Raw genomic sequence first — 18,649 nt, forward strand, 5'->3', positions numbered from 1 at the left:
TTTCTAGGCAGTTCAGGCCGGCAAAGGCTGGCCCTGGCTCCAGCCCCAGAGCCTCAGCAGCCAGTAGCCAAATGCGAGCAGCGCAGCGGCACAGGCCAACTGCAGCAGCAGCCGAGAGGCCAGGCGGCCGCCAAAGAGAGTCCAGAGCCCCAGGGCCAGCGCAAGCCCCACCAGCACCGGGCCAAAAGCGTGCCACTCCAGGGCCTGGGCTAGGTCGCCATGCAGGGTCGCCAGCACGGAGCGCGTTAAGTAGCAGGTGGGGCAGGGAATCCCCGTGAGCTGACGCAGGGGACAACTCCACAACCCCATGGGCAGCGCCGCTCCAGCCGCCAGCCCCAGCAAAAAACGTCGCTGTCTCACGGCTCCTTGTAGATCACCCGGCCCCGATCGTCATTGCCGACATCTAAGAGCTCAGCGTGGAGCAACCTTTGAATCTCATCACGCACCTGGCGACTCTCCACCCCAGCCGGCAACTCCATCTCGACAAGGGCGTCATTAAGGGTGAAGCCCAGCTCGCCTCGGCGCCTCGCCAAATGAACTAGCTGCCGCTCAACCGAGAGGGTCGAGCCCTGCGACACCAAAGGTCGGTTCGCCTGGTCAACCAGTTCGGGCATCAACCAGAGATCAACCAATTGGCCCACGAAGCAGAGGCCAAAAGTGAGCAACCACAGGGTGCCGCTGAGGGGCTTGCGGTTGTAGAAGCGATGCACGCCACACACTCCCACCAGGCCCAGGGCCCAGAGGACGTAGCCGAAAGCCAGGTTGCGGCGCTCGCCCATCACGGCAGGGTCACTCCATGGCGGCGCAGGGCCGCCGAAAGATTCCACACCGACAACACCAGTTGATGCCAGGGAGCCAGGGTCTCCATCTCGAGGGCCATTGGTATGGGAGCTGCCTGGCGCAAGCTTGTGGCAGCGCAGAGTTCCTTGCGGGCCTGCACCAGGTGATCGCGCAGGATCAGCTGCTGGTCTTGGGGCATCACCGCTTCTGGGCAGTGATCTAGCAGCAGCAGGCCCCGCTCAAACCAGGAACTGAAATCATCGAGCAGGGACCCGAGCAGCTGATCAAGCAGGACGCCGGGGGATTCAGGTTCTGGCAGCGGAGAAGAAAAACCCATAAATACAGCTTAGGAGCGCTGCGTAGGATCGACATTCGCCTTAATTAGACGCGCGATCAGTGCCCGTGAACCCAACCAGCTCCGAGCTAGCACCGATCGCCCTGCCCAAAACCAGCGAAAGCAACCAGCTGCTGCGCATCCGTCACTCGATGAGCCATGTGCTGGCCATGGCTGTGCAGAAGCTCTTTCCCCAGGCTCAAGTCACCATCGGCCCTTGGACCGAGAGCGGCTTTTATTACGACTTCGACAATCCCGATCCCTTCACCGAGGCCGATCTCAAGGCAATCAAAAAGGAGATGGGCAAGATCATTGGCCGCCGTCTGCCCCTTGAGCGGATCGAAGTCAGCCGCACTGAAGCCGAGGCCAAGATCAAAGCCCAAAACGAGCCCTACAAGCTGGAGATCCTGGCGGGGATCAGCGAGCCGATCAGTCTATACACCCTGGGCGAGGAGTGGTGGGACCTCTGCGCCGGGCCCCACGTAGCCAACACCAGCGAGCTCAACCCCAAGGCCTTCGAGCTCGAGAGCGTCGCCGGCGCCTATTGGCGTGGCGATGAAACCAAGGCCCAGCTGCAACGCATCTACGGCACCGCCTGGGAAACCCCCGAGCAGCTGGCGGAACACAAGCGGCGCAAGGAAGAGGCCAAACGACGGGACCACAGGCGCTTGGGCACCGATCTGAATCTGTTCTCGATCGAGGATGAGGCCGGGGCTGGGCTGGTGTTCTGGCATCCCCGCGGCGCTCGGATGCGCCTGTTGATTGAAGATTTTTGGCGTCAGGCCCATTTCGCAGCTGGATACGAACTGTTGTACACACCACACGTGGCCGACATCAGCCTGTGGAAAACCTCGGGCCACCTCGACTTCTATGCCGAGAGCATGTTTGGCCCCATGCAAGTCGATGAGCGGCAATACCAGCTCAAGCCGATGAACTGCCCCTTTCACGTGCTCACATACGCAAGCACCCTGCGCAGTTACCGGGAGCTGCCAATTCGCTGGGCCGAGTTGGGCACCGTTTATCGCTACGAGCGCCCGGGTGTGATGCACGGCCTAATGCGGGTGCGCGGCTTCACCCAGGACGACGCCCACGTGTTTTGCCTACCAGAGCAGATCAGCGATGAGATCCTGCGCATCCTTGATCTCACAGAGGAGATCCTTTCCGCCTTCGATTTCAAGACCTACGAAATAAATCTCTCCACCAGGCCGGAGAAGTCGATCGGCGCAGACGCCGTGTGGGAACTGGCAACCCAAGGCCTGATCGAGGCCCTCGATCGCAAGGGATGGGCCTACAAGATCGATGAAGGCGGAGGCGCCTTCTACGGTCCCAAGATCGACCTAAAAATCGAAGATGCCATCGGGCGAATGTGGCAGTGCTCCACAATCCAGCTCGATTTCAACCTGCCAGAACGTTTCGAACTGGAGTACGTGGCCGCTGATGGCTCAAGAATGCGTCCGATCATGATCCACCGGGCCATTTTCGGTTCGCTGGAGCGGTTTTTCGGGATCATGACCGAGAACTACGCCGGCGATTTCCCCTTCTGGCTGGCACCCGAGCAGATCCGGCTGCTACCCGTTACCGATGAGGTGATGCCCTACGCCGAGCAGCTACTGGAGCAGCTCAAGGCCGCTGGCATCCGCGCCACCCTGGACCACTCCGGCGAGCGCCTCGGCAAGCTGATTCGCAACGGCGAACAGATGAAAATCCCCCTGCTGGCAGTGATCGGCGCCAAGGAGGCTGAAACAGGTGCGGTGAGCCTGCGCAGCAGACGCGAAGGCGACCTCGGCAACCTGAGCGTGGCCGACCTGCTGACTGCAGCAGTTACGGCAAATGCCAAGCGGGCAGCTGGCCTGGGCCTGCCGGCGATCCCCACACCCGGCCAGTGACCACCCTTCTAGCTGGAGACATCGGCGGCACCAAGACCCTTCTCGCCCTCTATCAGCTGCAGGCCGGGGGTGAATTGGAGCTGCTGCGCAGTGAGCGCTACCTATCCGCCGACTGGGACGACCTGGCCCCGTTGCTGGCCACCTTTCTGGGTGCTTCCCAGCCCCCTCCTGCGGCCGCCTGCCTGGCGGTGGCAGGACCGGTGGAGGCGGGTAAGGCCCAACTAACCAACCTCCACTGGCAGCTCGATGGCACCCAGCTGGCTGCCGCCACAGGTATTTGGCGGTTTGAGCTGGTCAATGATTTCGCCGTATTGATCTACGGGCTGCCCCATCTCACCTCCCAGCAACAGGCGCCAATCCGCCCGGGGGTGGCGAGGCCGGAGGCGCCCCTGCTGGTGCTTGGTGCGGGAACGGGTCTGGGGGTGGCCTACGGGGTACCAACCCCGTCGGGGTTGGTGGCGGTGGCCAGCGAGGCCGCCCACGCTGAATTCGCCCCCCGCAACCAGCAGGAATGGGAACTCAAACAGTGGCTCGCCCGCGAGCGGGGCCTAGAGCGAGTCTCAATCGAGCGGGTGGTAAGCGGCACTGGCCTGGGCGAAGTGGCGCGCTGGCTGCTTCACATCCGCCACCCCGGCGGAGACCATCCCCTCTTCCCGCTAGCCGATGGGTCGGAACTGCCCGCTGCCGTGGCTGCCAGCGCTGCCTTAGGGGAAAGCCTGGCCTGCGAAGCCTTGGAGATCTGGATCGGCTGCTACGGCAGTGTGTGTGGCGATCTGGCCCTGGCGGGTCTGAGCCGGGGGGGGGTGTGGTTGGCCGGCGGTACCGCAGGAAAGCTGCTGGAAAGCCTGCGCTCGCCCACCTTTAACCGGGCATTTCTAAACAAGGGTCGGCTTAAGCCGGTGCTGGTAAGCATGCCGATCACGGCCGTGGTCGATCCGGCCATTGGCCAATTCAGCGCGGCCTGCCGGGCGCGCATGCTGCTGGCCTGAGACACTGGGCGCAGCAGAAGTTGTCCCATGGTGCGCCCCCGGGTCGGACAAGGGGTTGAGGTTCACGTTCCAGCTACCACAGCCAACGTCGGTCCTGGCTTTGACTGTCTGGGGGCTGCCCTGGATCTCGACAACGTCTTCCAGATGCGCTGCATCGAGGGCGGCAGCGAGCGCTTTGATCTGATTATCGAAGGCAGCGAAGGAGCCCACCTACGCGGAGGGCCCGACAACCTGGTGTATCGCTCGGCCCAACGGGTTTGGAAAGAAGCCGGTGAGGAGCCGGTGGCCCTTGAGGCAAGAGTGCGGCTAGCGGTGCCGCCGGCCCGGGGCCTGGGTAGCAGCGCCACGGCGATTGTGGCTGGCCTGATCGGCGCCAATGCGCTGGTGGGCGAGCCCCTCAGTCGCGAGAAGCTGCTGGAGTTGGCCATCGACATTGAAGGCCATCCCGACAACGTGGTGCCCTCCTTGGTGGGGGGATTGTGCATGACAGCCAAGGCGGCCTCGCACCGCTGGCGGGTGGTGCGCTGTGAATGGTCGACTCTCGTTCAGGCAGTGGTCGCAATCCCCGCTATCCGGCTCACCACCAGCGAAGCAAGGCGGGCCCTGCCGAAATCAATTCCAGTGGGGGATGCGGTGATCAACCTGGGCTCCCTCACCTTGCTGCTGCAGGGGCTGCGCACCGGCAATGGCGACTTGATCACCGATGGCATGCACGACCGTCTTCATGAGCCCTACCGCTGGGGCCTGATCCATGGCGGCAAGGCCGTAAGGGAGGCGGCCCTAGCGGCGGGAGCCTGGGGTTGCGTCATCAGTGGCGCCGGTCCAAGCCTGCTTGCCCTGTGCCCCAAACCAGCGGCCGAAGACGTGAGTAGAGCGATGGTGCGGGCGTGGCACCAAGCCGGGGTGGAGTCCCGCTCAGAGGTGCTGGCCATCCAGCAACTGGGCAGCCGCTGGGAGCACTTGCCAGACCAGAAGCCCGCCGCCAGTGAGTAGATCTACTCAGTACAGCAACCAGGACTGATAGGTTGGTTAGAGATTTGAACAGCGCCTGACCTCGGCCCTGTTCAGCGAATCACCAGATCTGCAATCGGGCCGTGATGGACATCAACATGCCCCTGCTAGCCGCGTCCAGCCTGGGCGCTACAGCAGCGGAATCAGCCTTTCCCTGGCTGAGCCTGATCGTGCTGCTGCCGGCAGCAGTCGCCCTTGTAATGCCGCTGCTGCCAGGAGATGGCAGCGACCCCAAGTGGCCCCGCACCCTGGCCCTCGCCACCCTGGCAATTGACCTTGGTCTAATGGTGTTCTGCTTTAGCAGGCACTTCGATGGCTCCAGCAGTGATTTGCAACTGGTCGAAAGGGTCAGTTGGGTGCCGGCCATGGGCCTGGAGTGGTCCCTGGCGGCTGATGGCCTTTCAACACCATTGGTACTGCTCTCAGGCCTGGTAACCCTGCTTTCGGTGGCGGCCAGCTGGAACATAAAGAGCAAAACCCGCCTTTATTTCGCCCTGATGCTGGTTCAGGCGTCAGCCCAGGGCCTTGTTTTTCTCTCCCAAGACTTTCTACTTTTCTTCCTTGCCTGGGAGCTTGAGCTAGTTCCTGTATATCTATTAATCGCGATCTGGGGTGGCAAGCAACGACAATACGCGGCCACCAAGTTTATTTTATATACCGCCACAGCCTCCCTGCTCATCTTGTTGAGCGGCCTTGCTCTTGCTTTCTCAGGCGACAGCTTCAGCTTCAACCTCTCAGAGCTAGCCAGCCGTTCCCCCGGTGGCACCTTTGGCCTGCTCTGCTATCTGGGCTTCCTGGTGGGTTTCGGGGTGAAATTGCCAATGTTCCCCCTCCACACCTGGTTACCCGACGCCCACGGTGAAGCAAATGCGCCCGTATCGATGCTGCTGGCAGGGGTGCTGCTTAAAATGGGTGGCTACGCCCTTCTGCGCTTCAACGTGCAGATGCTTCCGGAGGTGCATCTGAGGCTGGCACCAGCCCTAATTGTGCTCGGCATCGTCAACATCGTCTACGGCGCCCTGAATGCTTTTGCCCAGGACAACGTCAAACGGCGAATTGCCTGCAGCTCCGTGAGCCACATGGGTTTTGTGCTGCTCGGTATTGGTGCAGTAGATGCCCTAGGCATCAGCGGCGCCATGCTGCAGATGATCAGTCATGGCCTGATCGCAGCTGCCATGTTCTTTGTTACCGGGGTGTTTTACGAACGCACCGAAACCCTTTCAATCCCCAACATGGGCGGCCTCGCCAAAGCCCTGCCGATCACCTTCGCCTTTTTCCTTGCCAGCTCTCTTGCTTCCCTTGCCCTGCCAGGCATGAGTGGCTTTGTGAGCGAGATCACGGTGTTTCTCGGCATCACCGCAAATGACGGCTTCACCATCGGTTTCCGGGTGATCGCCATCGTGCTGGCGGCGATCGGACTAGTGCTAACCCCTGTTTATCTGCTCAGCCTCTGCCGCCGGGTGTTCTTCGGTCCGAGAATTCCGGCCCTAGCAGTGGTTGGCGACATGCGTCCGCGCGAGCTTTTTATTGGTCTCACGCTGCTGATACCAACCCTGGCGATTGGCTTTTGGCCGCGCCTAGCAATTGATGTCTATGAGGCCTCAACCAACGCCCTGGCCCAGCAATTGAGTGCAACTGCCCTGGTTGCCATGGGCCGGGTCACCGCCCTGGGCTAGTTCACAAAAGCTTGTTGGATCGGCTGGAATGGGTGCACTAAATCCCCCATCCATGACCCTGAGCGTACCCCTGCCCTTGCTGGTTGGTCAGGGGCTTCCGCCCTTCGATGCGATCACGCCCGAGCAGGTAGAGCAGGCGATCCCTGCCTTACTAAGCGAGCTAAACGAATCGCTCTCCGCCCTGGAAGTCACGCTGGAATTGCGCTTAGGCCAATCCGAGTCGCTCCGCTGGGAGGAGGTTATGGAGCCTCTGCACCAGCTAGGCGAGCGGTTGCGCTGGAGCTGGGGGGTGGTGAGCCATCTCAATGGCGTCTGCAACACACCAGCGCTGAGGGAAGCCCACCAACAGCAGCAGGGGGCCGTGGTGCAATTCGGCAACCGCGCTGGGCAATCGCGACCGATATATCGGGCTCTCAAGGCACTGCAAGCCAATCCCGGCCAGCTCGATGCCACCCAAATGCGCATCCTGGAGGCGGAGCTACGGGACATGCAATTGCGGGGCGTGGGCCTGGAGGGGCAGGAGCAGCAAGCCTTCAACGCCGCCTGTGAGCGGCTCGCCGAACTCGCCACCGCCTTCGGCAACCACGTGCTCGATGCCACCAACGGCTGGAGCCTCACTTTGAACAGCGAGGACGAACTGGCCGGCTTACCAGCCAGCCTGCGGCAGCTGCTGGCCCAAGCTGCCACAGATGCTGGTGAAAGCGGCTGGCGCCTGGGGCTAGACATGCCCAGGGTGGTGCCCTTTCTAAAATTCAGTGAGCGCCGGGACCTGCGCGAAAAGGTCTACCGCGCCCAGGTGGGCAGGGCAGCAAGCGGCGAACTGGATAACAATCCCCTGATTGCCCAAATCCTGGAGCTGAAGTTGAAACAAGCCCAGCTGCTGGGCTATGCCAACTGGGCCGAGGTAAGCCTGGCCTCGAAAATGGCCGGCTCGGTGCATGAGGTGGAAGGCCTACTTGAAGACCTGCGCGCTGCAGCCTTTCCAGTGGCCCAGCAAGAGCTCGCCGCCCTTGCTGCCTGCGCAAGCCGCCACGGAGCACCAGAGGCAGCTGAGTTGAAGCCCTGGGACGTGAGCTATTGGGCAGAGGTGCTGCGGCAAGAGAGTTTCGAGCTCAACAGCGAGGCGCTTAGACCCTGGTTTTCCCTGGAACAGGTACTGCAGGGGCTATTTGTTCTTTGCCAGCGCCTATTCGATATACAAATAGTGGCAGCCGATGGGGAGGCGCCGATCTGGCATAGCGACGTGCGCTACTTCCGAGTGCTCGAAGCCTGTAACGGGGAGCTCCTAGCAGGCTTTTACCTTGATCCCTATAGCCGCCCTGGCAGCAAGCGCGGTGGAGCCTGGATGGATGAATGCCTCGGCCGCTCCCGCAGCGCCAGCGGCGAGCCTGTGTTGCCGGTGGCCTACTTGATCTGCAACCAGAGCCCACCGGTAGGGGACACCCCCAGCCTGATGACCTTCGACGAGGTGGAAACCCTCTTCCACGAATTTGGTCATGGCCTCCAGCACATGCTCACCACGGTGGAGCGGCCCCAGGCCGCCGGTATCAACAACGTGGAGTGGGACGCGGTAGAGCTACCCAGCCAATTCATGGAGAACTGGTGCTACGACCGGGCCACCTTGATGGGCATGGCACGCCACTGGCAGAGCGGCGAACCGCTACCGGAGGCAGAATACCAGAAGCTGCTGGCAGCCCGCACCTTCATGGCTGGCGGAGCCACCCTGCGCCAGGTGCACTTCGCCCTCACCGATCTACGCCTGCACAGCCAGTGGACCCCCGAGAGCGGTGAGAGTCCAGATCAACTGCGACGCCAGATCGCAGCCACCACAACGGTGCTGGAGCCCATTGCCGAGGATGCCTTCCTCTGCGCTTTCAGCCATATTTTTGCCGGCGGCTATGCGGCCGGCTACTACTCCTACAAGTGGGCCGAGGTGCTCAGCGCCGATGCCTTCAGTGCCTTCGAGGAGGTGGGCCTGGAGCAGGAGGAGGAGATCGTTGCTACCGGCCGCCGTTTCCGCGACACCGTGCTCAGCCTCGGCGGCAGCCGCTCCCCAGCGGAGGTGTTCGAAGCCTTCCGGGGGCGTCAGCCAAGCAGCGAGGCTCTGATCCGCCACTCCGGGCTGGTGGCCGCCTGATGGCCGCTCCTGCACCGGCGCTGGTGGCGGTCGCCGAGGCCTTCGCCCTGCCCGGGCTTGTCACAGCGATTGCGCCCCTTGGCAACGGCAACGTCAACGACACCTATTTATTGGAGGTGCAAACGGGGGGCGCAACTGCAGGCCACTACGTGTTGCAAAGGCTCAATACCCGGGTATTTCCCCAGCCGGAGCTGGTGATGCAAAACCTAGAGGCGCTCAGCGCGCACGCCGAGCAGCATCCTCTGATCGGACAACGATGGGAAGTGCCACGGCTAATCGCCAACCGACATACCGGCCGACCCTGGCTATGGGCAGAGGGCCAATTCTGGCGGCTACAGAGCTTCATCGAAGAGGCCGTGACTGTTGAGGCGATCACGAACCAAGAGCAGGCCAGGCAGGTGGGTCGAGGCCTTGGTCTATTTCACTTCCTGATTAACGACTTACCCCCAGAGCGACTTGCCGATACGCTGCCCGGCTTCCACGTCACACCCACCTACCTGGCGGCCTACGACCACGCTCTGCTTTGCAACCCAATAGGTCCGGACGATCGGGAGCAATGGTGTGCGGCATTCGTGGAGCAACGCCGCGCACTGGCCCCGATCCTTGAGGACGCCAAGGCAGCGGGCCTTCTGCAGCTGCGGCCTATCCACGGCGACCCCAAAATTAACAATGTGATGCTCTGCGCCCACACGGGAAATGCCGTGAGCCTGGTGGATCTAGACACCGTCAAGCCAGGCCTGGTGCACTACGACATCGGCGATTGCTTGCGTTCAGCCTGCAATCCAGCTGGGGAAGAAGCCTGTGAAATTGATAGCGTCAAATTTGATCTCAATCTCTGCGAGAGCCTCCTGAAGGGCTACTTGGACGCGGCAAGAACATTCCTAAGCGAAACGGACCTAGATCACATCTATGTGTCGGCAAGGCTGCTCAGCTTCGAGCTAGGCCTGCGCTTTTTAAGCGACCATCTAGCTGGCAATCTCTACTTTCGTACGACCCATCCCAACCACAACCTCCAAAGGGCTCTTGTGCAATTTCGTCTCACCGAAAGCATTGAGGCCCAGGAAGAACAAATCCGGCAGATTGTGGCAAAACTGCGATGAGCAGCACCAGCTTCAAATTGATTCCCCATGCAGCCGGGATGCATGGGGGTGCAGCTCTCAGTTCACTCCATGGCCAACTCAGCGTGGTTGATAATAATCTGCAGATCAGGTACCAGCTTGAGGGCGAACTTTCCCAGTTGAGAATTCCCAACTGCAGCAGCCAACCGTTACGTCAAGACCTGCTTTGGCAAACCACCTGCATGGAATTCTTTCTGGCCGCTGCAGACCAGACCGACTACTGGGAGTACAACCTTTCGCCCTCCGGAGATTGGAATGTTTATCACCTAGATAGCTACCGGAAGGGGCTAGCTGAGGAACCTGCCTATAAGCAGCTGCCCTTCAACGTGATGCGCGACGACAAACAATTGAGCTTGAGCCTTACTTGCGCCCTACCACCAGTGCTAGCTACGCCAACAGCTGCTGCAGGGCTCGAAGTTGGGGTATCCGCCGTGCTCCAAAGCTCCAGCGGGGAGCTGACCTACTGGGCCGTGGCCCATCCCGGCAGCGAACCTGACTTCCACCACAGAGGGGGGTTCTGTCTTAAATTGGCCTAGTGATTCCGGCTGCGCCGCACTGCCACAACCCCGTCGAAGCCAGGCACCGGAGCCGCACACTTGCGCAGTTCAAGGCGGATCGGCACCGGGCCGTAGAGCTCCTCGATCCGATCGAGAATCCTTTCGCTGTAGTGCTCGAGGGTTTGGCAGATCAGGCTGCGGGCCTGCTGTTGCAAGGCGGTGATCAACTGGCTGTAGTCGAGGGTGTCGCCTAGGGCATCACTGCGGCCAGCAGCACTGAGATCCACGCCCAATTCCAGATCCAGCTCAAACCACTGGCCTTCCATGCGCTCAAAATCGAGCACCCCCACATGGGCCCAAAGCCGCAGGCCGCGCACCTGAATCGCATCGCTCACGGCAGGAAATTCAAAGGGGCAGGGGGCGATGGCTGAAATGGCGCAAGCCGCTGGCGTAATCGGCGGCGATATGGCCCTCACCGCGCAGCCGGTAGCGATAGGTCACCAAACCCTCCAGCCCAACTGGGCCGCGGGGGGGCATGGTTTGGGTGGAGATGCCCACCTCGGCGCCGAAGCCGTAGCGGAAGCCATCGGCGAAGCGGGTGGAGCAATTGAGGTAGACGCCGGCACTGTCTACCGCAGCCAGGAAGCGGTTGGCCGTAGCGGCATCCCGGGTGCAGATGGCATCGGTGTGACGGGAGCCGTAGCGGCCGATGTGCTGGAGCGCGGCCTCCAGATCGGCCACCACCTTCACGCTCAGAATCAGGTCGGAGTATTCGGTGCTCCAGTCGTCGTCTGTGGCTGCACGGCTCACACCCAGAGCCATGGCGGCGGCATCGGCGCGCAATTCAACCCCGGCTGCCCCGAAGGCCAGCACGGCCCTAGGCAGAAAATCAGCAGCTATCGCCGCATCAACCAGCAGGGTCTCGATCGCGTTGCAGGCTGCCGGGTACTGGGTTTTGGAATCCAGCGCCACTTTTAGTGCCAGCTCAAGGTCGGCGGCCCGATCCACAAACAGATGGCAGATGCCATCGGCGTGACCCAGCACAGGAATCCGGGTGTTGTCCTGGATGAAGCGCACCAGGGCATTGGAGCCCCGGGGAATGATCAGGTCCACCAGCCCGTCGAGCTTCAGCAGCCCCAAGCTTTCCTCCCGGCTGGTGAGCAGCTCCAGGGCATCGGGTTGCACCGCACTGGCGGCAAGGCCACGGCGCAGCGCTGCATGGATGGCCTCACAGCTGCGGCTGGCTTCGCGGCCACCCTTGAGCAGGGCGCCGTTGCCGGAGCGAATTGCCAAAGAGGCGATCTGCATCACCGCATCTGGCCGCGCCTCAAAGATCACGCCCAGCACCCCCAGGGGCACCGTCAGCCGCTCCAGCACCAACCCCTCATCTAGCTCGGTGTGGAGCTGACGGCGGCCAACCGGATCGGCAAGCTCTGCCACCTGGCGCACTCCCGCGATCGCCCCTGCCAATTTGGAACCATCAAGCTTGAGCCGTGCCACCAGCGCCGGCGCCAGCTCCTCGGCGGCAGCGGCCTCAAGATCGGCCTGGTTGGCGGCCAAAATGGCTTCACTGCTCTGCTCTAGGGCTTCTGCCATGGCCAGCACGGCCTGACGGCGCTGGCCATCGTCGAGTTGGCCCAGGGCCATGGCGCAGCGGCGCACCTGGGCGGCACGGGCCAGCAGGTCTGGGGAGGGATCAGCAATCATCAAGCCATCATCCCAAGCTGGGCGCCAAACGTTGCAGCGCCAGGCGGGCCGCCCCCAGCCGGCCGGCTCCGTTGCCGAGGCTGCAGCGACGAATCGTCAGGCCCTCACGGCTGGCCGCCTGCACCCGCTGCTCCACCTCTTGCCACACCGCTGGCAGGAAGTGATCGCTGGCGCCGCTGAGGCCACCACCAATCAGCACTAGTTCCGGAGTAAGCACATAGAGCAGGGAGCTCAACCCTTGCCCCAGCAGCTGGCCGTAGGCCCGCCAGACTGCCAGGGCTTCGCCATCGCCGCCAGTGGCCCGGCGGCAGAGTTCGGCCGGATCCACGCTGGAGAGGCGATCGAAGCCGCGGCGACTGCAGAAGGATTCCAGGGAGCCGTTGTTACCGCTGTTGCAGGGCGGACCAGCGGGATCGAGGCCTATCAACCCGGGCTCGGCGGCCGCCCCCCGATGACCCGTAAACAAATGGCCATCAAGCAACACCGCTCCGCCCACGCCCGTGCCCAAGGTGAGCAGCAACACATCGCCAACTCCTCGGGCCGCCCCGAGCCAGTGCTCACCGATCAGGGCGCAGTTGGCGTCATTGGCCAGGGTCACAGGGCGCTCCAGCAGGGGCTCGAGCCAGTTGGCCAAGGGCACATCCAGCCAACCCGGCAGGTTTATGGCGATGCGCGCCACCCGGCCGGCCTGGTCGCTCGGCCCCGGATGGCCCACCCCAACCCGATCAGCCAACCGCTCAGGATCAATTTGCTGGACCGCCGCCACGATCGCCGTTGTCACTGCACCAGGCATTGCTGGCTGGGGCGTAGGCACCTGCAGCTCCGCCAGCAGGTCGCCGGCTTCGCTGAAGCGCCCCAACTTGATGGCACTACCACCGAGATCCACCCCGATCAACTGGTTCATCGGAATCGCTGCATCGAAATAAACAAGCTCAGAAGCGGAAAAACAGCTGCAACTGGGTCTGCCAGGCACCCTGGGAGTCGATGGCCCCCTGCAGGTTGAGCAATTCTGAGGCCTTGAAATTCAGATTTAATTGGGGGGGGACGTCGGAGCGGTTGGGGGCAGCCAACACAGATGCATTGAAGCGTTCCGTGAGATCAAGACCTAACTCAGCTCCCAGCACCAGCTGGGGCGGCACCCGACCTGAGCGACGTTCGGCGCCACTGGCCACACCTTGGTTCACGTAGGTGGGATAGAGGGCAAAGCTGAGTCGCTGGCCGAAGGCATCGCCGAGGGTGCCGAGCAGGGGCGAGAGCAGGGTTTGGCCAAGGGCGGTGGCAAGAGCAGTGCCGCCTGCCGATCCCGCCAGGCCGGCAAGGGTATTGCCACCGATCAGGGCCAGGAGACGATCCTCTGAGAGCGGCGGCGAACTGCGCAGCACCAGGTTGTCGGCAAGTCGGTCAGCCGGGCCGCTCACACTCAGAAAAACCCGCACCAAGTTGAGCTGGTCGAGGGAGTTGGTGGCGCCAACCGCCTGAAAGTCCTGCAACGAAAGGCTGCCGGCTGTTCCAACACCACTGGTGGTAGGCAGGTTGTCGGAGACCCTGGTACGCAGCGAGATGTCAAGAAAAGGAATCAATCCCATCGAGGGAGTGAACACCGCAACGTTTGGAGAGTCGGGGTCGAGTCCAAACGTGGTGGTGAACAGATTAAGTCGCCCGTTCAGCAACCGCACCACGCCCTGCAAGCGCAGGCTCGGATCCAGCCGCCCATTAAGTCGCAGCAACCCACTGGTGCCAAAGCTGGCCAAGTTGGGGATGCCCACCTTCAGATCGGGGCCCAGCTTCAGCTTCAGGTCATCGAAACCCACAAAGCTGGCATTAGGCACGGCGGTCCGCAGGGTCTCACTGGCGTTGCTCTCCACATCGGGACCGAGCAGCACCATGGGCTGGTCGTAATCCCAGCGGGATTCGAGTAATTCAGCGGCGCTGACTACTGGAGCCGCCAGATTGGCTTCACTGGCTAGTCGGGCCGGCTGGACGTTGACGCTGCCCCGGGCTATAGCCAGCTCCCCGCCAATATCAAGGGCAGCAAGGCTGCCACCGATTTGAAGGGACCCATCAGCCACGGCCTTGATCCGGGGCATGGCAAAGGGCACCTTTTCGAGCACCACCATCAGGTTGGCGTCTTTGCCATCGGCGGTGGCCTCAGGCCGAAACAGCCCCAGGCTTCCACTGCCACGCACCACTCCCTTATCTCCCACCTTGGCGTTGAACTCCTGAAGCAGGAGCTGCTCAAAGTCGAACAGCAAGGTGGCATCGACATCACGAACCTTTTGGCCGATGAACTGCAACTGAGCACCCCGGAAACGCAAAAATCCGTTAGCGATCGGCTCTCTGACGCTGCCGCGCACCAGCAGTTGCAGGTCGCCACTGCCCTGATTCCACTGCAGGGCAGGCTGGGCAAGCCCCGCCAGGAAACGCAGGCCGTCGTCGCGGCTGGCCAGGCGCAGTTCAAGGCCTTGCTTCCCTGAATCCAAGGGCACAACCCCCGCCAATTCGACGCTGCTTGAAGCCCCGGCCGCCCGCAAAGAAAGATCAAGGAGCAGCCTGGCCTGCTCCAGCTGAATGGTGCCCCGCTCCAGCACCAAAGCCGTTTCCCTTAGGTAGCCATCAACCAGACTGATGTTGAGGGCAATCTCAGGCTGGGGAGTGCCGAGGCGGTAGCGCCCCTGCAGAGATAGGCGGCCCCGCAAACCGGCGGGCACAGGGGTAAGCAGCGCCAACAGCTCAAGGGGCAGGTCGGCCAGGCTGAAATTGCCAGCCCCCCGCCGCAGGGGCCCGGTGAACTTCACCAGTACCGGCACAGAGGTAAGGGGCTGGTCCTGGTTTGCTTCAGGCAACCAAAGGTGGGCGCGGGCCTGGAGGTCGGCGCGGGCTTCCAGCAGGCTGGCTCCGTCAAGGCGCAAATCTGCGTCGATGTGACCTGCCAGCCGCTGCAGTCGCTCCTTGGGGCTGCTTTGCCGGTCACGCTCCAGCCGGGCAGCGCTCAGCCGAGCTCTAGCTAGCTCCAGGGCCCGCAGCTGGTCCTGCACGCTGCCGCTAAAGGTGTCGATCAGCAAAGTGCCGATGTCGCTGGCCCGGCCCAGGATCGGCGCGCTCTCGCCGCGCCACAGGGGCCAAGCCCTGACCAACTGCTGCAAAAACAGAGGCGGTAATCGCTCACCCTGAAGGCGGGCTCGGAAGGCGCCATGCCACACGCCACTCCAATCGATGGCAAGGTTGCCGCCAGCAAGAGGAGAGAAAGCTCCTTGGACTGAGTAGCGACGCTTAGCATAGCGGAAATTCGCCTGTGCCGATTTCCCCCAAACTCCCAAAAACACTGGCCGATCGAGCTGGGCGCTGCCGCTGAAGGCCAGGGGTTGGAGTTCGAGCAGGCCCTGACCGCTCAGCCGGGCTTGCAGGGGCTGACACCTCGAATTTGGTCCCAGGGCTAGTTGCAATCCATCGAGGGGCAATTGGGATGCCTGCCAGCGATAGCCCCGAGGGCGGCCATTGAGTTCGAGCTCCCCGCCGGCCCGTTCAAGGCGCACCTGTAGGGGGACCCAACGGGAATCGAGGCGGGCTTCCAGCACTCCCACCGGAGCTGGGGCTAGGGCTTCCATGCGAAGGCGCCCACCACCAGCCGGATCACCAAACCACTGTCCCTGCCAGTTTTCCCGCAAGCTGAGGGGGCCGGCACCGGGCTGGTCGATCCGGAGATCCAGGTCTGGCTTCAAGGCATTGAGTGGGCCCCGCACCCGGCCGGAGGCTTGCAAAGTTCCCTGCAATTGGGCGCCCACAAGCAGATCGAGCCGCTCGAGTGGGTAGCGATCTAGCTCCAGACTGAGATCGAGCTGGCCCGGCACCAGCCCCTCACCGGCCCGCAGGCCCAGGGGCAACACCCCCTGGGCCGAGAGGTGGGCACTGGTGAACCTTTGCAGCACTAGGCGCTGATCACGCCAATCCAGAACCGCATCCCAGCGCCCCAGCAACGGGTTGCTGGGCTGGCCAAAGCGGGCCTGGAGCTGGGGCAGGCCCCACGGACCCCTGGCCGTCAGTGAACCGCCCATTTGTTGGTTCAACACCCAGGCGGGGGTTCCGGCTTGCAGGGGAAGGTCACCGGGCCGGAGCTGCCATTGCCCCGTCAGATCAAAACGCCTGGCCAAGCTCCCCTTGAGCTTTAGCCAGGAACGGCCGCGGGCCAGCTCAAACTGGCGCAACTGAAGCTGGTTTCGCTGCCACAACCCCTCAAGCCACAGCGTGCCCTGCAGGCCCTTGCTCCCCGGTACTCCCCAGCGCCAAGCAGAGCGGTCCAACTCGAGAGCCTGGCCGCTGCAGCGCAATTGGCTGAATGGCAACTCCAGTCGGGCTGCGCCAGTAGCCGGCCGCCAGCGCAATTGGTGCAGCTGGGCTCCACCTCGACAGAAGGGCTGGCGATCCCTCCAGGCCAAGGCGAACTTGCCATCTGCGCGACCAGCAAGCTGACCAGGCACGCCTAACAGGCGCTGCAGCGGGGCTAGCTGCAAGGCTTGTGCCCGCAGGGTTCCATCCCAGTGCTGACTCTGCCAATTGCCCTGGAGCTCCATGGCCAGCTCGCCAGCGGCCGCCTCCGAGCGCAGCCAAGCCGCCAGTTCCAGCTCGCGCCTATGGGGCCGCACTGCGCCGCGGCCCGTGAGGCGGAGGCTGGTACCGGAAGGCAGCAGGTTGAGCACGGCTGGATCAACCAGGCGCAACCTGAGATCCAGGTGTGGTGGCTTTGTCCCTGGGTCAAGCCGCCCTGGCACCCAATACTGACCTTGGGAGTTGCGGCGCAAGTCAGCTCGCACTCCCGCCAAGCCCACATGCAGCACTGGCAAACGCTGGCTCAAGCTGGATAGTGGGTCCAGGCTCACCAAAGCCGAACGCACCAAGACTGAGGAGCTATCGAGCCGCCCAGGGGCGATGCGACTGGGGCCAATGCGCAGACCACCCCAGCCCAGACCCTGATAGTCGCCAAGCTCAACGGGATGGCCAGCAAGCTGGCTGAGCGGCTGCTCAAGCCGAGGTCTCCAGTGCTCGTAGAGCTTTCTCAGGGCCTGATCCCCGCCCCAAACCAGCAGAATCAGACCACCGCAGCCGCCAGTAAACGCCGCAAGCAAGCGGAAGCTGCCGGGGCCCCGAGGCCAGGGTGGGGGTGAAAGTGACGGCGAAGCAGGGACTGGCCCAGGGTTCTGTTCTGGCAACTCCGCCATTCCCGTGGGCTGCCACCCCTGCGACCGGCGCAATATAAAGGCACTAACCCAAACTTCCAGCCCTATGGCCGCTGATCCAATCCTGCTAACAGCGGGCAAATGGCTGGGGGCCGCCAGTGGGGTCCTGGCTTTGACAACAATTGTTGGTTATCTGAGCCGCTGGGGAATTCGCTTTCGGCTGGTTGGTGTCACCAGCTTCACGGCCCTGCTCGCCGTTTCCTGCCTGGCCTTTGCGGTGAGCTACACCCCTCGGGTGCAGCTAGCTGGGGCCGTGAGCGTGCCCGTGGTGTTTGACAACGGCATCGACCTGGTGGTGGCAGCAGCGCCAGACGGCCTAGCGGATGGGGCCGCGGCACCCACCGTTCAGCAAGTAGCCCAAAACCTCAGGGGTGGCGGCCGCAGCAGCGCCGACAACCTGGTTCATGTGCGACTGCGTCGGGTGGAGACGGTCGCCCCGGGGCTGAGCAAGCCGGTGGTGCTGGCGGAAGCCACCCGCAGCCTGACAACTGGTGATGTTGAGCTATATCCCTAACCATGTGGCATTTGCCGATTCACTTCAAGCGGGAACAACGCCAATTGGAGCTGGCCGGCATCGATAACTGGCCCCAACTCGCCGGTCTCCAAGACCAGGACCTGCGCCGGCTTGGCCGCAGCGGCGGCGCCAGCGAGGCCCGGCTGATCAAGCTTCGGGGCCAGGCCCGGCTAGTGGTGGAGGTTGGCCTCGAGCCGGCAGAAGCCGCCCTGCTGCTCTACGCCGGCATCGCTAGCAGGGCTGGATTGGCGGCCAGTGACCCTCACCAACTCTTGGTACAGATGGGCCGACTGCAGCGAAGCCTCACCGGCATGGCCTCCCCGCTGCTCGATCTAGCCACCTTGAACAAGTGGATCCAGCGCGCCCAACGCCGCCCCACAAACTGATCCAGAGCAGGCTCCAGCCGCCGTGCCTTATGGCTCAAATGGATTTGCAATGGGGCTTCATACGTTGTCTGATCGCCAGTCCCCCAAAATTCACTCGGCCTACGGCCGGGCCCTAGCCAGTCTGCTGCCGGTGTTGCTAATCAACTTGGCAGCCGTATGGACACCCGTCCTGGCCCAATCCCAGTTGCTGGAGTCCGTGAAGCAAAACCCGGCCAAGGCAAAGGCGCTTTGCAGCCAGTTTCAAGGCTTCAATGCCCAGGGGCTCTCCGCTACATCCCGTGCGGCCGTCGGCCAGATCGCTCGCCAACAAAACCTCAGCCCTATGGATTCTGAGGTACTAATCACCTATGTAATTGGGCTTTATTGCCCCGATGTGCGCTGAG

At 62.8% G+C, this 18,649-nt stretch carries 17 protein-coding genes; 10 read left to right on the plus strand and 7 right to left on the minus strand.

Annotation, left to right across the window (positions count from 1 at the left end; genetic code table 11):
* Window positions 1-12: 12 nt before the first annotated feature.
* The 3 genes from KBY75_RS07480 to KBY75_RS07490 are packed head-to-tail and all read right to left on the minus strand — an operon-like array spanning window position 13 to window position 1,117.
* Complete coding sequence (locus KBY75_RS07480; protein ID WP_315859074.1) at window positions 13-360, minus strand: DUF2752 domain-containing protein; 348 nt, start codon at window positions 358-360, stop codon at window positions 13-15.
* On the minus strand, window positions 357-779 hold the full coding sequence (locus KBY75_RS07485) for a TM2 domain-containing protein (RefSeq protein ID WP_254936981.1): 423 nt from the start codon (window positions 777-779) through the stop codon (window positions 357-359). The genes KBY75_RS07480 and KBY75_RS07485 overlap by 4 nt, the downstream gene beginning before the upstream one ends.
* Window positions 779-1,117 carry a DUF2605 family protein gene (locus tag KBY75_RS07490; RefSeq protein ID WP_255023513.1) on the minus strand — a complete coding sequence of 113 codons (339 nt, stop codon included), beginning with the start codon at window positions 1,115-1,117 and terminating at the stop codon, window positions 779-781. Before KBY75_RS07490 ends, KBY75_RS07485 begins: the two co-directional genes overlap by 1 nt.
* Before the next feature lie 65 nt (window positions 1,118-1,182).
* Between KBY75_RS07490 and thrS the strand changes: the two genes are divergently transcribed.
* The 7 genes from thrS to KBY75_RS07525 all read left to right on the plus strand — a co-directional run bounded on the left by thrS (window position 1,183) and on the right by KBY75_RS07525 (window position 10,467).
* Window positions 1,183-3,000 (plus strand): threonine--tRNA ligase, encoded by a 1,818-nt coding sequence (gene thrS / locus KBY75_RS07495; protein WP_255023514.1) that lies wholly within the window; start codon window positions 1,183-1,185, stop codon window positions 2,998-3,000.
* Window positions 2,997-3,989 (plus strand): glucokinase, encoded by a 993-nt coding sequence (locus tag KBY75_RS07500; protein WP_255023515.1) that lies wholly within the window; start codon window positions 2,997-2,999, stop codon window positions 3,987-3,989. Before thrS ends, KBY75_RS07500 begins: the two co-directional genes overlap by 4 nt.
* Before the next feature lie 27 nt (window positions 3,990-4,016).
* Window positions 4,017-4,982 carry a homoserine kinase gene (gene thrB / locus KBY75_RS07505; RefSeq protein WP_255023516.1) on the plus strand — a complete coding sequence of 322 codons (966 nt, stop codon included), beginning with the start codon at window positions 4,017-4,019 and terminating at the stop codon, window positions 4,980-4,982.
* Window positions 4,983-5,086: 104 nt separating this feature from the next.
* On the plus strand, window positions 5,087-6,676 hold the full coding sequence (locus KBY75_RS07510) for an NAD(P)H-quinone oxidoreductase subunit 4 (RefSeq protein WP_254936982.1): 1,590 nt from the start codon (window positions 5,087-5,089) through the stop codon (window positions 6,674-6,676).
* Window positions 6,677-6,728: 52 nt separating this feature from the next.
* Window positions 6,729-8,813 carry a M3 family metallopeptidase gene (locus KBY75_RS07515; RefSeq protein ID WP_255023517.1) on the plus strand — a complete coding sequence of 695 codons (2,085 nt, stop codon included), beginning with the start codon at window positions 6,729-6,731 and terminating at the stop codon, window positions 8,811-8,813.
* Entirely contained in the window at window positions 8,813-9,913 is a 1,101-nt protein-coding gene (locus KBY75_RS07520; RefSeq protein WP_255023518.1) for a phosphotransferase enzyme family protein, read from the plus strand. Before KBY75_RS07515 ends, KBY75_RS07520 begins: the two co-directional genes overlap by 1 nt.
* A gap of 200 nt (window positions 9,914-10,113) precedes the next feature.
* On the plus strand, window positions 10,114-10,467 hold the full coding sequence (locus KBY75_RS07525; protein ID WP_255023519.1) for a DOMON-like domain-containing protein: 354 nt from the start codon (window positions 10,114-10,116) through the stop codon (window positions 10,465-10,467).
* Here KBY75_RS07525 and KBY75_RS07530 read toward each other — a convergent pair.
* Genes KBY75_RS07530 through KBY75_RS07545 form a run of 4 tightly spaced genes read right to left on the minus strand, consistent with a single transcriptional unit; the run spans window position 10,464 to window position 17,255 of the window.
* A complete protein-coding gene (locus KBY75_RS07530; protein ID WP_255023520.1) occupies window positions 10,464-10,823 on the minus strand; it encodes a dihydroneopterin aldolase in 360 nt (119 codons plus the stop codon). The two genes, KBY75_RS07525 and KBY75_RS07530, sit on opposite strands and share 4 nt — an antisense overlap.
* Window positions 10,824-10,833: 10 nt before the next feature.
* On the minus strand, window positions 10,834-12,135 hold the full coding sequence (locus KBY75_RS07535; protein WP_255023521.1) for a glutamate-5-semialdehyde dehydrogenase: 1,302 nt from the start codon (window positions 12,133-12,135) through the stop codon (window positions 10,834-10,836).
* Window positions 12,136-12,142: 7 nt separating this feature from the next.
* Window positions 12,143-13,039 carry an ROK family protein gene (locus KBY75_RS07540; RefSeq protein WP_255023522.1) on the minus strand — a complete coding sequence of 299 codons (897 nt, stop codon included), beginning with the start codon at window positions 13,037-13,039 and terminating at the stop codon, window positions 12,143-12,145.
* Window positions 13,040-13,067: 28 nt separating this feature from the next.
* Entirely contained in the window at window positions 13,068-17,255 is a 4,188-nt protein-coding gene (locus tag KBY75_RS07545) for a translocation/assembly module TamB (protein ID WP_255023523.1), read from the minus strand.
* 157 nt (window positions 17,256-17,412) lie between these two features.
* Between KBY75_RS07545 and KBY75_RS07550 the strand changes: the two genes are divergently transcribed.
* From KBY75_RS07550 to KBY75_RS07560, 3 genes are all read left to right on the plus strand, one after another.
* Window positions 17,413-17,880, plus strand: coding sequence for a Ycf51 family protein (locus KBY75_RS07550; RefSeq protein ID WP_255023524.1), 468 nt, complete (start codon window positions 17,413-17,415; stop codon window positions 17,878-17,880).
* Between the two features lie 2 nt (window positions 17,881-17,882).
* Window positions 17,883-18,266 carry a DUF4332 domain-containing protein gene (locus KBY75_RS07555; protein WP_255023525.1) on the plus strand — a complete coding sequence of 128 codons (384 nt, stop codon included), beginning with the start codon at window positions 17,883-17,885 and terminating at the stop codon, window positions 18,264-18,266.
* A gap of 64 nt (window positions 18,267-18,330) precedes the next feature.
* On the plus strand, window positions 18,331-18,648 hold the full coding sequence (locus tag KBY75_RS07560; RefSeq protein WP_315859075.1) for a hypothetical protein: 318 nt from the start codon (window positions 18,331-18,333) through the stop codon (window positions 18,646-18,648).
* The last annotated feature ends 1 nt before the right edge of the window (window position 18,649 follow it).

It is taken from the genome of Cyanobium sp. T1G-Tous (assembly GCF_024345455.1).
Lineage (GTDB): Bacteria > Cyanobacteriota > Cyanobacteriia > PCC-6307 > Cyanobiaceae > Cyanobium_A.

Coding starts and splice junctions, on each gene's coding strand:
- KBY75_RS07540 (WP_255023522.1), bottom strand. CDS start 13,039: ATGAACCAGTTGATCGGGGTGGATCTCGGTGGTAGTGCCATCAAGTTG.
- KBY75_RS07550 (WP_255023524.1), top strand. CDS start 17,413: ATGGCCGCTGATCCAATCCTGCTAACAGCGGGCAAATGGCTGGGGGCC.
- KBY75_RS07490 (WP_255023513.1), bottom strand. CDS start 1,117: ATGGGTTTTTCTTCTCCGCTGCCAGAACCTGAATCCCCCGGCGTCCTG.
- KBY75_RS07520 (WP_255023518.1), top strand. CDS start 8,813: ATGGCCGCTCCTGCACCGGCGCTGGTGGCGGTCGCCGAGGCCTTCGCC.
- thrB (WP_255023516.1), top strand. CDS start 4,017: ATGGTGCGCCCCCGGGTCGGACAAGGGGTTGAGGTTCACGTTCCAGCT.
- KBY75_RS07535 (WP_255023521.1), bottom strand. CDS start 12,135: ATGATTGCTGATCCCTCCCCAGACCTGCTGGCCCGTGCCGCCCAGGTG.
- KBY75_RS07555 (WP_255023525.1), top strand. CDS start 17,883: ATGTGGCATTTGCCGATTCACTTCAAGCGGGAACAACGCCAATTGGAG.
- KBY75_RS07515 (WP_255023517.1), top strand. CDS start 6,729: ATGACCCTGAGCGTACCCCTGCCCTTGCTGGTTGGTCAGGGGCTTCCG.
- KBY75_RS07525 (WP_255023519.1), top strand. CDS start 10,114: ATGGAATTCTTTCTGGCCGCTGCAGACCAGACCGACTACTGGGAGTAC.
- KBY75_RS07485 (WP_254936981.1), bottom strand. CDS start 779: ATGGGCGAGCGCCGCAACCTGGCTTTCGGCTACGTCCTCTGGGCCCTG.
- KBY75_RS07510 (WP_254936982.1), top strand. CDS start 5,087: ATGGACATCAACATGCCCCTGCTAGCCGCGTCCAGCCTGGGCGCTACA.